Origin of the sequence: Weissella soli, from assembly GCF_001761545.1 — a bacterium.
Classification (GTDB): domain Bacteria; phylum Bacillota; class Bacilli; order Lactobacillales; family Lactobacillaceae; genus Weissella; species Weissella soli.
In genome coordinates this window covers 231,386-247,251 of sequence record NZ_CP017326.1, presented here as the reverse complement: position 1 = coordinate 247,251, position 15,866 = coordinate 231,386, and the positions used below count along the sequence as shown (strand labels likewise).

Sequence of the window (15,866 nt, the reverse complement as noted above, 5' to 3'; positions counted from 1 at the left end):
ACCACCCATCCCGGGAAGCTCCGCCCGTGACCCAGGCCTCTGCAAACCTGTTTGCACGCAAAAAAACCAATAACGCCAGTAAGGGCATTATTGGTTTTTTCATATTAACTATCGGTTACTTCTTGTTACGCGTAGCCTTATTCGCATCGTGCAAAGCCTTCAAAGCACGCTTACGTGTCTTGATGTTTGGGCTCTTCATCTTACGACGTGCTGAAGCAACATCCATCCGTTCTGCCATGTTCAGATACCTCACTTTTATTTTTATATTCGATAGTATTTTAATTACTAAAAGTAAGTATACACGAGGTTGTCTTTTTTGCAAACTAAAAAAGGTTATTTAGCTAAGGCAGCTTCTCGGGCACGGTCGCGAATCATAATGGTGTTTAAATATTGTCCAGTATATGATTCCGGCACCTTAACAATTTTCTCGGGGGTCCCAGCAGCCAAAATCGTACCACCACCTGCACCACCTTCAGGACCCATATCGATCACCCAGTCGGCGGTCTTAATGACATCCAGATTGTGTTCAATTACCAAGACCGTGTTGCCTCCGTCAACTAATCGTTGGAGGACCTCATTCAAGCGCGCAATATCATCGACGTGCAAGCCAGTCGTTGGTTCGTCTAAGATGTATAGCGTCTTACCTGTTGAACGACGTTGCAATTCAGAGGCTAGCTTCATCCGTTGGGCTTCACCACCTGACAAGGTCGTTGCTGATTGTCCTAGGGTAATGTATCCCAAACCGACATCCACAATCGTCTGCAACTTACGCCGAATTTTTGGAATCGCCGCGAAGAAGTCCAGAGCCGCCTCAACGGTCAAGTTCAACACTTCTGAAATATTCTTACCACGGTAAGTGACTTCCAAAGTTTCTGAATTAAAACGGGTCCCGCCACAGACCTCACAAGTGACGTAAACGTCTGGTAGGAAGTTCATTTCGATCTTGATGACCCCATCACCCTTACAGGCTTCACAGCGACCGCCTTTTGTATTAAACGAGAACCGACCCTTCTTGTAACCACGTAACTTGGCTTCATTCGTTTGGGCAAACAAATCACGAATATCATCAAAGACACCGGTGTAGGTGGCTGGATTTGAGCGCGGTGTCCGACCAATTGGGCTTTGATCAATATCAATCAACTTGTCGATATTTTCCAATCCAATCAACTTCTTATACTTACCGGGCTTTTCAGAATTACCATTCATTTCATGCTTAATCGCCCGCTTTAAAATGGTATTAATCAAGGTTGATTTACCTGAACCCGATACCCCGGTCACGGCGATAAACTTGCCCAATGGAATCTCCACGGAGACATTTTTCAAATTATTTTCTTGGGCGCCGGTGACCTTGATGCTCTGACCATTACCCTTACGGCGGGTGTGAGGCACGGGGATGAACTTCTTACCGGTCAGATACTGACCAGTCAATGAGTTAGGATTGGCTTCGATCTCCGCAGGTGTCCCAACGGCCATGATTTCACCACCACGTTCACCGGCCCCAGGACCAACATCGACAATGTAATCAGCCGCGCGCATGGTATCTTCATCGTGTTCAACCACGATTAGGGTATTTCCTAAATCACGCATCGCTTTTAATGACGCAATCAACCGATCATTGTCGCGTTGATGTAAGCCAATTGATGGCTCATCGAGAACATACATGACCCCAGAAAGGTTCGACCCAATTTGGGTTGCCAACCGGATGCGTTGCGCTTCACCACCTGACAAGGTCCGTGCCGAACGTGATAAGGTCAAATACTCCAACCCAACATTTTTCAAAAATGACAGGCGATCAATGATTTCTTTGACGATTGGTTTGGCAATTTCCGTGTCTTGTGGGCCAAATGACAACTCATTAAAGAAAGCCAATTCAGCGTCAACTGGCAGCTCAGAGACTTCACCAATGTGCTTCGCACCGACCTTAACCGACAAAGCCGCCTTGTTCAACCGGTAGCCACCACAAGTTTGGCAAGTTAATTCATTCATATAACTCCGCATCTGCTCGCGGGTGAAATCAGAATTTGATTCACGGTGACGCCGATCGATGTTAGTCACAACGCCTTCAAACGGAATTTCAACATCCCGCACGCCCCCAAAATCATTTTCATAGTGAAAATGGAATGTCTTTAAACGGGAACCATAGAGCACGAGGTCCTGTTGATCAGCGGACAATGCTTCGAAGGGCACATCCATGGGAATCCCAAATTGCTCGGCAAACTGCCGTAACATCTCTGGGTAGTAAGATGAAGAAATTGGATTCCAGGCTGCAATTGCCCCTTCAGCCAACGTCTTTGAACGATCAGGCACCACCATATCTTCATCAACTTCAAGGGTAATCCCTAAGCCACCACAGACTTCACAGGCCCCCAAAGGTGCATTAAATGAGAATAATTGTGGTTCAAGTTTGCCCACCCCAAAATTTTTCAAGGCACCCGTATAGTGATCTGAAAAACGAATTGGATCACCCTTAATCACATCTACAATCACGACGCCATCAGCCATGCGTAAAGCAGACTCAAAAGATTCATACAACCGGGCCCGCGCACCATTGCGCAAGACAATCCGATCGACCACAATGGCGACATCATGGTATTTATTTTTATCCAAGGCGAGATTTTCAGAGACATCATGTAACTCGCCATCAACCATGACGCGCACATACCCCTCTTTTTTGATACGATCAAAAGCCGTCGCGTGTGAACCCCGCTTGTGTTGCACAATTGGTGCCAATACTTGCATGCGCGTGCCTTCGTCCAATGTCGTTTCTAAATAGTTCAACATCTGATCAATTGAAGGCTGAACAATCGTACCATCCTCGGGCGCATCTGGCTTGCCGACACGTGCATATAACAAACGATAGTAATCATTAATCTCCGTGACCGTACCCACGGTTGAACGTGGGTTTTTTGACGTCGTCTTTTGGTCAATTGAAATGGCTGGACTGAGACCATCAATTGCATCAACATCGGGCTTATCCATCTGGCCTAGGAACTGTCGCGCATACGCTGACAAACTTTCAACGTATCGTCGCTGGCCCTCAGCATACAACGTATCAAACGCAAGCGAGCTTTTCCCCGACCCAGATAAACCAGTCATGACGACGAACTTATCGCGTGGGATGGTCACATCCACATTTTTCAAGTTGTGCGCCCGGGCGCCATGAATTGTTATCCAATCATTTGCCATGTATTATCTTCCCCTAATTATGTTAATTTACATTTATTTCTTACTAACCTTTATTATACGGTATGCGTCAAAATTCCGGTAACGTTTTGTAGTTTTAACCTAATAACCAGTTGATTTAAATTAATTTCAGGGTCTTAGCATCAGCCTGTTCATTGAAAAACTTGGCGAGAGCAGCCGTATACAAGGTAGCATCATCCGCGACCGCCTCAAACAAAGTCCATGATGCCTGCACTTTTTTTGCATCCACGCTCCCAAACAAAGCCACAGGATCATGCGTTGTGCTCGCTAACGCAATCTTGGTAACGTATTCATAACGGGCTTGCAAGGTGGGGTCTTCAATATAGGCCCGCGCTTCCTTACGATCCTTGATGCCATAAAAGACCGCCCGTTCAGAACTGCCCAAGGCACGTAATTGTGGAAATACCCACCACATCCAGTGGCTTGTTTTAACTCCGGCAGACAATTCATCTACCGCAATGTTGTAACTATTATTTTCGTCTTGAGCGACAATGAAACGCTCTAATTTATCAGCTAGTTCTGGAAACATGGTGCACCTCTTTTCGCGTATTAAGTATGTTAATTATAGCAAGGAATCAGCAAAGTTCGGCATTTTTTGCTATACTAGAGAATGTTAATTTTACCTACGAGAGGAGATATCGGTTTTGCATAGTGAAAACAAATTCATCAATGCCCTTTTGACAGGTATGACCCAAATTCTCTCAGGGTTACTCATGTTTGGTGCTGTGGCGGTTGCAAGTATCTCGTTGACTGCCCTCATCATGGCGGTCGAAGAAATTACCGTCTTCATCTGGAAACACCGCTGGATCAACACCTATCAAAATAATTATGGGAATGCCTGGGCTGTCGTCTTCTGGCATATTAGCCTGATCTTTCTGAGCATTGCCTACTGGGCGGCTCTAGATGTTTTCATTCCCAAAAATAAAAAGTCCGTCGATCCAAATGTCATTCCAGAGCAAATAATCACTGAGAAACAACAACAGCCTAAATAAAAAACAGCTTTTGCAATTAACTGCGAAAGCTGTTTTTTATTTAATAACCATTGCTGGTAGCTGTCACAATGAACCCCGCTACCGCATTTTTGCAACTGACGCCAAGAACCAATTTTCGAAGTAGCCCGCGTCAACAGCCACCGCTACATCTGCATTGGTCCGCCCATTTGACCACCTGTTCTGCGTATCTGCGACGGTTGCCCCAATTGCAGGGCCTTCAGTGACGACATCGATTTGATAGCGCTCTAACGTAAACTTCTCAGGATGCAGCAAGTAAAAGAGCGTATTCACATCATGCATCGGCTTCCCACCAGCTTCTTCATCCTGGTACGAATGCAGCAAGCTGCTCAACATTTTCCCAGAGGCATTCAACGTGGCTAACTTAGCCATTGCTGCTGGTGAAATCAACGCCTTTAACGTCACATCTAGACCAATCATCACGATCGGCACCCCTGCTTCAAATACAATCTTGGCCGCATCTGGATCCGTAAACACATTAAATTCAGCTACTGAACTGACGTTACCGCCGCTAATCGAGCCGCCCATTAATACAAAACGGTCAATCTTCACTTTCACTTCTGGGTGTTGTGTTAACAAATTGGCAATATTGGTATACGACCCCGTGGCCACGATTGTCATGGGCGCTGCCGCTGCCGTGAGCACATCGACCATCGCACTCACCGCATCCCGCTGATCAACGGGCGTGGTAACTGGTGGAAAATCATACCCTTCCATCCCGGAAACGCCATGGATGTTAGCGGCATCTTGGTAGGCTTTCTTCAAGGGCTGTTTAGCGCCCATGGCCACCGGAATATCGGTCCGCTCAAAAAACTCCAATAATTTCAGTTCGTTGGTGGTCGTCTTATCGACGGACACATTGCCAGCGACTGATGTCAACAAGCGCACCTCAAAGTCAGGATTATTCACGGCAATCGCAATCGCTGCGGCATCATCAATCCCGGGGTCCATGTCTAAAATAATCGGTAAAGTCATCTGATCCTCCTTATTTGCAAGCAAGCATGGGTAAAAAAGACGACACCAACCACAATGGTGTCGTGTTTTGCTAGACTAGTCTGTCAAAACAGCCTTCGTCAAGTCCATAAAATCACGTGTGTAACGTGCCACATCAACATTAATGGCTGCTCGTGAGCTCGTACCATCGAGCAATTTAGTATTATCACCGATCGTACGACCGTAATCACCTGATGCTTGATCCACTGTAACTTCCATATTCAGATCTAAGAAAGTGGCGTAAGTGGGCTCGATGGCAATACCAACGGCCAAAGGATCATGTAACGCTGCTCCACGGTGATCGATACCCAAACGATCGTAGGCATCAATATAGAAATCAAAGATGTCAGCGTAAATCTCACCCTTTTGGCCGAGCTCACGCCACTGCTTAGTTTCTTTCTTTGAAAGTAAGGTCCGTAGCGTGACATCCAACCCTACCATCGTTAAATTGGCTTGGTTCTTAAAGACAAAGTCAGCAGCTTCTGCATCTTGGTGGATATTAGCTTCAGTGACTGAGGTGACATTACCACGAACCGTCAAAGCACCACCCATCAACGTCACATCACCAATTAATTTGGCGATGGCTGGATCTTTTTCAATCGCCGCCGCTAGATTAGTCAAAGGACCAGTAGGCACAATAATCAAATCTTCAGCATACTGATGAGCCGCTTCGATGATAAAATCAACCCCTGACGTCGTCTCGGCTACACGTGGCGCATGGGGCAAGGTCACATCGCCCACTCCGTTATCCCCGTGAATATCCTTAGAGACTTGCATCACATCAAAATGATCAGTAGTTGAAGAATGAGGCAAGCCTTTGAAAACGGGAACATCATCTTGTCCCAATAAATGTAACAAGTCGAGCGCATTTTGCGTGGTCACCTCAAGTGTATTATTACCGTAACTTGAGACAATGCCAATCAAGTCCACTCGTGGATCGGCAACCGCATAAGCCAGAGCCAAAGCGTCGTCAATTCCCGTATCCAAGTCCAAAATCATTTTCCGTTGTGCCATTTTTCCATCCTCTTTCAGTAAATTGCTAGTTAAGTCTTTGCAACATAAATAAGTGTCGTCTGTCATGACCTAACTATCATATTCATTTCGATACATTCATTTTACCATGCAAATAGGCCAGCCATTGCTGCAGTTAGTAATGAGACCAAAATTCCTGAAACCATCATTAGTGGCACATGCTTTGAAACATAGTCAACTTTTTCCTTTGAAACCAAGCCCTTAAAAGCACCGATAATCATGCCCAAAGTACCAAAGTTTGCAAAAGATGTCAGGAACGTTGTCAAAACGGCACGAGCGTGTTCTGACACGAACAACCCTTGATGGGCCAAGACACTCTTTGAGACCTCACCCATGACCACAAATTCATTGGTAATCAACTTAGTACCCATGTACTGGGCAATTTCAAAGGCCTGATTTGGGTTAAATCCCAGTAACCAGGCAAATGGGAACATGATGACTCCCAAAATATTTTGCAAGGTCAGCCACTCAAAGCCAGTCAAACCAAACAAACCATTAATCAACGCAGCCAAAGCCACGAAGGCAATCACATTAGCCGTGATAATCAAAACCAACTTACCAGCACCTAAGATTGAATCACCCAAAAATGAGAAGAAAGGCTCTTTTTGGGCCTTCATCTCACCACTAGCAGCTTCTTCAGCTGGGTTATGAATGGTTGCCACCGTGTCTTCTTCAGGTGAAACAACGACCGGATTCAAAATGGCAGCCATGATGATGGCTGATAAGATATTCAATGGTACCGCAGTGATAACATACTCACCTGGCATCATTTGAGTATACGCCCCTAAAATCGAAGCCGTCACACATGACATTGACATCAAGGCAATCGTCAAGATACGCCGTGAATTCATCGTGTCTAATTGTGTCTTAGAAACTGCCAACACTTCAGTATTACCTAGGAACATCATTTCAACTGAAAAGAAAGCTTCAAACTTTGGTTGTCCAGTGATGATTGATAGCCCCCGGCCAATCCACTTAATAATCCAAGGTAACACGCCAATGTAAGTCAAAATATCAAACAAGGGCACGACTAACAGAATTGGTAGCAGTGCTGAAGTAATGAAGTTCATCGTTTGCGCCGTACCGCCAGCCGCACTGGTTGCTGGTACCCAGTTTGGAATCGCAAAGACGATTCCTTGGTAGGCGATATTAACCAACCAAGCAAAGCCATCCGCTGCAGCCTTAACAGCATCCCGACCAATGCTAAAACTCATAAAGAACCACGCAAAAAATAGTTCAATGGCTAAAACAATTCCCACACTTTTCCATTGGATATTCTTGCGATCATTTGAAAATAGATAAGCTACTCCAATGAAAGCAAAGATTCCAACGATATTAATTAGCAATAGCGCCATATTTTATACCCCTCACAAAAATCCTACAAAATAATTTGAAAACGTTTTCAATGATTATTATAAATAAAAACACCAGAGATATACAACGTTTCGCTGGCGTTTTTCCGAATGTTCAGGTTTTGTTAATTAATTAGGATTATATGAGTTTTTTGTTTACTAAACATCTGCATTAGCAGCTTGCACAGCAGCTAACGTCGGAATCGAATCAATCGCACCCGCGTGTGATACGGCTAGTGAACTGGCCCGTGTTGCCATCAAAATTGCCTCCTCCAGATTCGAAAAATCAGGAGTAAGATGAGCTGCTAACGTGCCGATAAAGGTATCACCGGCTGCAGTTGTATCCACCACCTGCACTTTAAATATCGCACGCACGCCAGTCACATCATCAACATCGTAGTACACACCAGCTTCACCAAGCGTGATAATCGCATTATCCATACCCTTAGCCCGTAATGATGCCATGACTGGCGCTAACTCCTCGATGTCAGTCGTTGGTGCTAGATGGGCCAATGCGGCTGCCTCCGTCTCATTCGGTACGACTAAGTCCGTTTCGGCCAAAATTGCCTCTTCAATACTAGTTCGCACTGGTGCTGGGTTTAGGATCGTCTTAGCATGATACTTATGGGCTAACCTAAATCCCGCCAAGACAGCTTCTTGGGGCACTTCAAATTGAGCGACCACAAAATCAGCATCCACAAATAACGCTTCAGCAGCTTCAATATCGGCAACAGTTACTGAGGCATTCGCACCTGGATATACTAAAATTGTGTTATGTCCATCTGGCTCCAGCATAATATAGGCGGTCCCTGTTGGTTCATGGGCAATTTCTTTAATTGTGGCGGTACTAATGCCCTCTTCTTTCAATAGCTCCTTGTAAGCCCGCCCGCCTTCATCTTGTCCCACTGATCCAATAAAGTGAACCGCAGCTCCCTGTCGAGCAGCGGCTACGGCTTGATTCGCCCCCTTACCGCCAAATGCGGTGGTTTGTTTATTGATTCCAAGCGTTTCCCCCTGTAAGGGCAATCGCTCAATTCTCTGTTGCACATCAATATTTAAACTACCAATCACAATTACCTTATTCATCGCATGACCTTTTCTATCGTTTTTAATATGATTTCCTTACTATGTCTCATCAAGTTTATCATATTACCGGCTAATTTTCTCCCACAAAAAAGCCCCCTCGCAACGTTGATGGGCTCGTGGTGCCATGCCAAATCAACGCAAAAAAACAGACAACCATCACTGGTTGCCTGCTAACTGTGCATCGCGACGTCCTATCCTCGCAGGAAGCGATCCTCCAACTACTTTCGGCGCTACTGAGCTTAACTGCTGTGTTCGGTATGGGAACAGGTGTGACCTCAGTGCCATCATCACGACACGGTATTTAATTAGTGAGAGTTTAGTTCTCTCAAAACTGAATCATATCTCTGTAAATTGCATTGAACTTTGAAACCACGTTATCTGTTACTACTTGGTTAAGTCCTCGAACCATTAGTACTAGTCCGCTCCATGCTTCGCAGCACTTCCACTTCTAGCCTATCTACCTCATCATCTATAAGGGGTCTTACTTCATTTCTGAATGGGAAATCTCATCTCGAGGCGAGTTTCACACTTAGATGCTTTCAGCGTTTATCTCATCCGTACATAGCTACTCAGCGATGCTCCTGGCGGAACAACTGATACACCAGAGGTACGTCCACCCCGGTCCTCTCGTACTAAGGGCAGCTCCTCTCAAATTTCCTACGCCCGCGACGGATAGGGACCGAACTGTCTCACGACGTTCTGAACCCAGCTCGCGTACCGCTTTAATGGGCGAACAGCCCAACCCTTGGGACCGACTACAGCCCCAGGATGCGATGAGCCGACATCGAGGTGCCAAACCTCCCCGTCGATGTGGACTCTTGGGGGAGATGAGCCTGTTATCCCCAGGGTAGCTTTTGTCCGTTGAGCGATGGCCCTTCCATGCGGAACCACCGGATCACTAAGTCCTACTTTCGTACCTGCTCGACTGGTAAGTCTCACAGTCAAGCTCGCTTGTGCCTTTACACTCTGCGAATGATTTCCAACCATTCTGAGCGAACCTTTGAGCGCCTCCGTTACTTTTTAGGAGGCGACCGCCCCAGTCAAACTGCCTGCCAGACACTGTCTTCCACCACGCTGAGTGGTGTGAGTTAGAGTGATCATACAACGAGGGTAGTATCCCACCATTGCCTCCATCGAAACTAGCGTTCCGACTTCTACGGCTCCTACCTATCCTGTACAAGCTGCACAAGCACTCAATATCAAGCTACAGTAAAGCTCCATGGGGTCTTTCCGTCCTGTCGCGGGTAACCCGCATCTTCACGGGTATTTAAATTTCACCGAGTCTCTCGTTGAGACAGTGCCCAGATCGTTACGCCTTTCGTGCGGGTCGGAACTTACCCGACAAGGAATTTCGCTACCTTAGGACCGTTATAGTTACGGCCGCCGTTTACTGGGGCTTCAATTCGTACCTTCGCCGAAGCTAAGCACTCCTTTTAACCTTCCAGCACCGGGCAGGCGTCAGCCCCTATACGTCATCTTACGATTTTGCAGAAACCTGTGTTTTTGATAAACAGTCGCCTGGGCCTATTCACTGCGGCTCAGCTTGCGCTGAGCACCCCTTCTCCCGAAGTTACGGGGTCATTTTGCCGAGTTCCTTAACGAGAGTTCACTCGCACACCTTAGGATGCTCTCCTCGACTACCTGTGTCGGTTTGCGGTACGGGCAGGTAAATACTAACTAGAAGCTTTTCTTGGCAGCGTGACATCACAGACTTCCCTACTTTATTTCGGTCCCCATCATCACTTGTCCTATGAGGAATAAGCATTTAACTACTTCCAAGACTTGTGATTTAGCCCAGCTTTTCCAGCTGCTGGGTTCTGTTAGCCTTCTGCGTCCCTCCATCGTTCAAACATATTCACCTGGTACAGGAATCTCAACCTGTTATCCATCGACTACGCCTCTCGGCCTCGCCTTAGGTCCCGACTAACCCTGGGAGGACGAGCCTTCCCCAGGAAACCTTAGTCATACGGTGGACAGGATTCTCACCTGTCTTTCGCTACTCATACCGGCATTCTCACTTGTAAGCGCTCCACCAGTCCTCACGGTCTGACTTCATCGCCCTTACAACGCTCTCCTATCGCGCCACTTACGTGGCACCCGCAGTTTCGGTAGTGTGTTTAGCCCCGGTACATTTTCGGCGCAGAATCACTCGACTAGTGAGCTATTACGCACTCTTTAAATGATGGCTGCTTCTGAGCCAACATCCTAGTTGTCTGTGCAACTCCACATCCTTTTCCACTTAACACACATTTAGGGACCTTAACTGGCGGTCTGGGCTGTTCCCCTTTCGACAATGGATCTTATCACTCACTGTCTGACTCCCGGACATACGTCATTGGCATTCGGAGTTTATCTTAATTTGGTAACCCGAGATGGGCCCCGCACCAAAACAGTGCTCTACCTCCAAGACGCTACATTCCGAGGCTAGCCCTAAAGCTATTTCGGAGAGAACCAGCTATCTCCAAGTTCGATTGGAATTTCACCGCTACCCACACCTCATCCTAGCATTTTTCAACATGCACAGGTTCGGGCCTCCAGTGCGTCTTACCACACCTTCACCCTGGACATGGGTAGGTCACCTGGTTTCGGGTCTACAACCACATACTATCTCGCCTATTTCAGACTCGCTTTCGCTTCGGCTCCGGTCTTTCCACCTTAACCTCGCATGGGATCGTAACTCGCCGGTTCATTCTACAAAAGGCACGCTATCACCCATTAACGGGCTCTAACTTCTTGTAGGCACATGGTTTCAGGAACTTTTTCACTCCCCTTCCGGGGTGCTTTTCACCTTTCCCTCACGGTACTGGTTCACTATCGGTCACTAGGTAGTATTTAGCCTTGGGAGATGGTCCTCCCAGATTCCGACCGGATTTCACGTGTCCGGCCGTACTCAGGATCCTGTACGGGAGATGGCTTGCTTTCGTTTACGGGGCTATCACCCTGTTTCGCGTGGCTTCCCAACCACTTCAACTAACAAACCATTTTGTAACTCCACAACGACAGTCCTACAACCCCAAGATGCAAGCATCTTGGTTTGGGCTCTTCCCGTTTCGCTCGCCGCTACTCAGGGAATCGATTTTTCTTTCTACTCCTGTTGCTAATGAGATGTTTCAGTTCACAACGTCTACCTTCAAACAGCCTATGTATTCAACTGCTGATAACTTGCATAACAAGTTGGGTTCCCCCATTCGGAAATCCCCGGATCAAAGCTTACTTACAGCTCCCCGAGGCATATCGGTGTTAGTCCCGTCCTTCATCGGCTCCTAGTGCCAAGGCATCCACCATGCGCCCTTAATAACTTAACCTATCAGCTTACGCTGATGATTCAAGTTCGAGTATGTGACCATAAAGGTCACTTGCGATTATTACTAATTAAAGTAATGAACTTGTTTTAAAACTCAAAAAAAATAACGCGGTGTATTTCTCGGTTCAATTTAATTTAAATTGAAATTTAAAAATTTACATTAATATGATTCAGTTTTCAAAGAACTAATAAGTGGTCCACTCACGTGGGCCAATGGAGAATATCGGGATCGAACCGATGACCCCCTGCTTGCAAAGCAGGTGCTCTCCCAGCTGAGCTAATTCCCCATGGGATAATATATTGTGAGTGTAAGACACTCAAAACTGAATAACGTTTCAACGCTGTGTAGGTTTCCGATTTTCCTTAGAAAGGAGGTGATCCAGCCGCAGGTTCTCCTACGGCTACCTTGTTACGACTTCACCCTAATCATCTGTCCCACCTTAGGCGGCTGGCTCCTATAAAGGTTACCCCACCGACTTTGGGTGTTACAAACTCTCATGGTGTGACGGGCGGTGTGTACAAGACCCGGGAACGTATTCACCGCGGCGTGCTGATCCGCGATTACTAGCGATTCCGACTTCGTGTAGGCGAGTTGCAGCCTACAGTCCGAACTGAGACATACTTTAAGAGATTAGCGCACCCTCGCGGGTTGGCGACTCGTTGTATATGCCATTGTAGCACGTGTGTAGCCCAGGTCATAAGGGGCATGATGATTTGACGTCATCCCCGCCTTCCTCCGGTTTGTCACCGGCAGTCTCGCTAGAGTGCCCAACTGAATGCTGGCAACTAACAATAAGGGTTGCGCTCGTTGCGGGACTTAACCCAACATCTCACGACACGAGCTGACGACAACCATGCACCACCTGTCACTTTGTCCCCGAAGGGAAAGCTCCATCTCTGGAGTGGTCAAAGGATGTCAAGACCTGGTAAGGTTCTTCGCGTTGCTTCGAATTAAACCACATGCTCCACCGCTTGTGCGGGTCCCCGTCAATTCCTTTGAGTTTCAACCTTGCGGTCGTACTCCCCAGGCGGAGTGCTTAATGCGTTAGCTACGCCACTCAAGGGCGGAAACCCTCGAACAGCTAGCACTCATCGTTTACGGTGTGGACTACCAGGGTATCTAATCCTGTTTGCTACCCACACTTTCGAGCCTCAACGTCAGTTACAGTCCAGAAAGCCGCCTTCGCCACTGGTGTTCTTCCATATATCTACGCATTTCACCGCTACACATGGAGTTCCACTTTCCTCTACTGCACTCAAGTCATCCAGTTTCCAAAGCAATTCCTCAGTTGAGCTGAGGGCTTTCACTTCAGACTTAAATAACCGTCTGCGCTCGCTTTACGCCCAATAAATCCGGATAACGCTTGGGACATACGTATTACCGCGGCTGCTGGCACGTATTTAGCCGTCCCTTTCTGGTAAGATACCGTCACTACTTGAACAGTTACTCTCAAGTACATTCTTCTCTTACAACAGTGCTTTACGAGCCGAAACCCTTCATCACACACGCGGCGTTGCTCCATCAGGCTTGCGCCCATTGTGGAAGATTCCCTACTGCTGCCTCCCGTAGGAGTATGGGCCGTGTCTCAGTCCCATTGTGGCCGATCAGTCTCTCAACTCGGCTATGCATCATCGTCATGGTGAGCCGTTACCTCACCATCTAACTAATGCACCGCGGGACCATCTCTTAGTGATAGCAGAACCATCTTTCAAATAAAAACCATGCGGTTTTCAGTATTATACGGTATTAGCATCTGTTTCCAAATGTTATCCCCTGCTAAGAGGTAGGTTTCCCACGTGTTACTCACCCGTTCGCCACTCCTTGCATTGTTTTAAATCATATTGTGCAAGCACGCTATTCATTAAAACCACAAGGCGTTCGACTTGCATGTATTAGGCACGCCGCCAGCGTTCATCCTGAGCCAGGATCAAACTCTCAATTTGAAAGCTTGAGTATAACTCAATCTTTGTTGTGTTTAACCAATGTTAAACGAATTTACTAGCGAATTGACTTCGCAAATGTTTTTTGCTTCAAATTCTAAAATTTGAAGACCCTACACATTTGATCATCGAAACGTTATTCAGTTTTCAATGTCCTACATTGTCTCGTTGACAACTCATATATCATATCAAATCAAAATTCATAAGTCAACAACTTATTTTAATTAGTTTTGATACACAATTGATTTATTTCCAAACCAACTCTATCTATACTAAAGAATCACACATGATTTGTCAACAACCTATTTCAATTAACTTGCATTAACTGAATCAGTCGCTGAGACAACTTATCTATCATAGCTACTTCACCCATAATACACAAGCCCTCTTAATCTTTTCTTTAAATATTCGTTGCCATACGGACCGCATAACATGATAGACTACTATATAGTTAGAAAAGATACGAGGAAAACACATGTCTAATAAAGTTGAAAAGGTTGAAGCAAAGCCCTTCTTAGCAATGCTCCTTCAGTATAGTCGCGATAATCACTATAATCACATTGTCTTTAATGTCCGTTTAAACCGTAACCCCGCCTACACGCGTCAGGTACTTAGCATCTCATTGAAGCGTATTTCAAAGAAATTTGGTAATGACGAACGAGCTTATGCGACCATGACTGCAGAAGAAGGTTCGCAGATCTTAGCCCTGATGAACACGCTTAAAGAAGAGATGTTTGCTAATACTGCTGAGAAGATTATCTGGCAAACCGATATATTAACGCGTTCGACGCAAGAGTTTGGCTATCGTCAAATCCGTGAGCGCGATCAATATAACAACCTAGAATTCGAAGTGCTACTTTAATCACTGAAGACGCATCCCCGTGGTGCGTCTTTTTTGCAACAAAAAACCACCCCATTGGAGGTGGTTTTTATATACGTGCATGATACTAATTAATTCTTATCATCATCAATAGTCATATCACCAGGCACTGGTGGCACCACGGCGTGACCAGTTTGTTGCATGATGTATTCGAAGATAATCCCTTCACGCAACCCAGCCTGTGAAAAGATGACTTGATTGGCATCAACGTATTGCAATGCAGTAATCAAGGGGAGCATCCCCCCGACAATGATATCAGCCCGGTCTTTCCCCAAACCAGGGATCTTCTTGCGTTCATCTAAATCAGCGACCAAGACCTCGGCAAAAATATCAAACAGCTCTTCTGCCGTTAAGCGATAACCATGAATCGGGAGGTCCATGACATTCCGCGCCCGCCGCGAAATTTTCGCAAACGTTCGGTTAGAACCACCTAAGGCCACAATGGGCAGGTGGCGGACATTTTGCAGCCAAGGGACATTACTAAATTGACGTTCAACGGCTAACTGGGCGGCAAACAAGGCCTTAGCTGAGATCTTATCTTTTTCAAGATAGGCTTCGGTCAGATTGACTGCGCCAATTGGTACCGAGATGGCCTGCACCATGTGTGTTCCTTGGACATAGATCAACTCGACTGAGCCACCCCCTGTATCGATAATCAAGGTATCTGTGACCTGTAATGTATTAATAATGGCCAAATAATCATAGTGGGCTTCTTCCAAACCGGTTAACACCCGTAGTTGCAACCCGGTCTCTTTGAATAACTTATCAATGAAGACTTGCTGATTGGTCGCCTGGCGCACAGCAGCCGTGGCGGTTGGCACAATCTTTTCTGCCTTGAACTCTTTGGCCGTCTCCATGAATTCTTTCATTACTTCAATTGTCCGGTCCATGGCCTTCTCTTGCAACTGCTTATCTGATTGCATGCCTTCTGACAAACGGACCATTGACTGTGAGCGTTGGAGCACTTCATAAGAGCCGTCACTACGAACTTTACTGATGGTCATGCGGGTCGAGTTTGACCCTAGATCCATAATTGCGATAACTGTCATCTAGCTTGCTCCTTT

At 46.4% G+C, this 15,866-nt stretch carries 10 protein-coding genes, 1 tRNA gene and 3 rRNA genes; 2 read left to right on the top strand and 12 right to left on the bottom strand.

Translation table 11 applies throughout. The features are described from left to right. Window positions 1-115: 115 nt before the first annotated feature. The 3 genes from WSWS_RS08095 to WSWS_RS01190 all read right to left on the bottom strand — a co-directional run bounded on the left by WSWS_RS08095 (window position 116) and on the right by WSWS_RS01190 (window position 3,733). On the bottom strand, window positions 116-238 hold the full coding sequence (locus tag WSWS_RS08095) for a putative metal homeostasis protein (RefSeq protein ID WP_114981495.1): 123 nt from the start codon (window positions 236-238) through the stop codon (window positions 116-118). A gap of 95 nt (window positions 239-333) precedes the next feature. Beyond that, a complete protein-coding gene (uvrA, locus tag WSWS_RS01195; RefSeq protein WP_070229552.1) occupies window positions 334-3,186 on the bottom strand; it encodes an excinuclease ABC subunit UvrA in 2,853 nt (950 codons plus the stop codon). Between the two features lie 115 nt (window positions 3,187-3,301). Further along, window positions 3,302-3,733 carry a DUF1810 domain-containing protein gene (locus tag WSWS_RS01190; protein WP_070229551.1) on the bottom strand — a complete coding sequence of 144 codons (432 nt, stop codon included), beginning with the start codon at window positions 3,731-3,733 and terminating at the stop codon, window positions 3,302-3,304. A 115-nt stretch (window positions 3,734-3,848) separates the two neighbouring features. Here WSWS_RS01190 and WSWS_RS01185 point away from each other — a divergent pair, with 115 nt between their 5' ends. Continuing rightward, window positions 3,849-4,196, top strand: a complete 348-nt coding sequence (locus WSWS_RS01185) for a hypothetical protein (protein ID WP_070229550.1) — start codon at window positions 3,849-3,851, stop codon at window positions 4,194-4,196. A 78-nt stretch (window positions 4,197-4,274) separates the two neighbouring features. Here WSWS_RS01185 and rihC read toward each other — a convergent pair whose 3' ends face one another. The 8 genes from rihC to WSWS_RS01145 all read right to left on the bottom strand — a co-directional run bounded on the left by rihC (window position 4,275) and on the right by WSWS_RS01145 (window position 13,925). After that, complete coding sequence (gene rihC, locus WSWS_RS01180; protein ID WP_070229549.1) at window positions 4,275-5,189, bottom strand: ribonucleoside hydrolase RihC; 915 nt, start codon at window positions 5,187-5,189, stop codon at window positions 4,275-4,277. 75 nt (window positions 5,190-5,264) lie between these two features. Further along, window positions 5,265-6,221, bottom strand: coding sequence for a nucleoside hydrolase (locus WSWS_RS01175; protein WP_070229548.1), 957 nt, complete (start codon window positions 6,219-6,221; stop codon window positions 5,265-5,267). Between the two features lie 101 nt (window positions 6,222-6,322). Further along, the gene (locus tag WSWS_RS01170; protein WP_070229547.1) at window positions 6,323-7,594 is read right to left on the bottom strand and encodes a NupC/NupG family nucleoside CNT transporter; all 1,272 of its coding nucleotides are present in this window, start codon (window positions 7,592-7,594) and stop codon (window positions 6,323-6,325) included. A gap of 156 nt (window positions 7,595-7,750) precedes the next feature. Next, on the bottom strand, window positions 7,751-8,677 hold the full coding sequence (gene rbsK / locus WSWS_RS01165; RefSeq protein ID WP_070229546.1) for a ribokinase: 927 nt from the start codon (window positions 8,675-8,677) through the stop codon (window positions 7,751-7,753). A gap of 178 nt (window positions 8,678-8,855) precedes the next feature. Further along, window positions 8,856-8,972 (bottom strand): 5S ribosomal RNA (gene rrf / locus WSWS_RS01160). A gap of 93 nt (window positions 8,973-9,065) precedes the next feature. Beyond that, window positions 9,066-11,982 (bottom strand): 23S ribosomal RNA (locus WSWS_RS01155). A 213-nt stretch (window positions 11,983-12,195) separates the two neighbouring features. Then, window positions 12,196-12,268 (bottom strand) — tRNA-Ala (locus WSWS_RS01150). Between the two features lie 80 nt (window positions 12,269-12,348). Beyond that, window positions 12,349-13,925: ribosomal RNA gene (locus tag WSWS_RS01145) — 16S ribosomal RNA — on the bottom strand. Together the 16S, 23S and 5S rRNA genes with 1 tRNA gene alongside form the textbook arrangement of a ribosomal RNA operon. A gap of 472 nt (window positions 13,926-14,397) precedes the next feature. Between WSWS_RS01145 and WSWS_RS01140 the strand changes: the two genes are divergently transcribed. Further along, a complete protein-coding gene (locus tag WSWS_RS01140) occupies window positions 14,398-14,784 on the top strand; it encodes a hypothetical protein (protein ID WP_070229545.1) in 387 nt (128 codons plus the stop codon). Window positions 14,785-14,873: 89 nt separating this feature from the next. Here the strand turns inward: WSWS_RS01140 and WSWS_RS01135 are convergent, their stop codons facing one another. Beyond that, entirely contained in the window at window positions 14,874-15,851 is a 978-nt protein-coding gene (locus WSWS_RS01135; RefSeq protein ID WP_070229544.1) for a Ppx/GppA family phosphatase, read from the bottom strand. Window positions 15,852-15,866 lie beyond the last annotated feature (15 nt).

Bases quoted from the DNA above. Each gene is read 5' to 3' on its own strand.
- WSWS_RS08095 (WP_114981495.1), bottom strand. From the start codon at position 238: ATGGCAGAACGGATGGATGTTGCTTCAGCACGTCGTAAGATGAAGAGC.
- uvrA (WP_070229552.1), bottom strand. From the start codon at position 3,186: ATGGCAAATGATTGGATAACAATTCATGGCGCCCGGGCGCACAACTTG.
- WSWS_RS01190 (WP_070229551.1), bottom strand. From the start codon at position 3,733: ATGTTTCCAGAACTAGCTGATAAATTAGAGCGTTTCATTGTCGCTCAA.
- rihC (WP_070229549.1), bottom strand. From the start codon at position 5,189: ATGACTTTACCGATTATTTTAGACATGGACCCCGGGATTGATGATGCC.
- WSWS_RS01175 (WP_070229548.1), bottom strand. From the start codon at position 6,221: ATGGCACAACGGAAAATGATTTTGGACTTGGATACGGGAATTGACGAC.
- WSWS_RS01170 (WP_070229547.1), bottom strand. From the start codon at position 7,594: ATGGCGCTATTGCTAATTAATATCGTTGGAATCTTTGCTTTCATTGGA.
- rbsK (WP_070229546.1), bottom strand. From the start codon at position 8,677: ATGAATAAGGTAATTGTGATTGGTAGTTTAAATATTGATGTGCAACAG.
- WSWS_RS01140 (WP_070229545.1), top strand. From the start codon at position 14,398: ATGTCTAATAAAGTTGAAAAGGTTGAAGCAAAGCCCTTCTTAGCAATG.
- WSWS_RS01135 (WP_070229544.1), bottom strand. From the start codon at position 15,851: ATGACAGTTATCGCAATTATGGATCTAGGGTCAAACTCGACCCGCATG.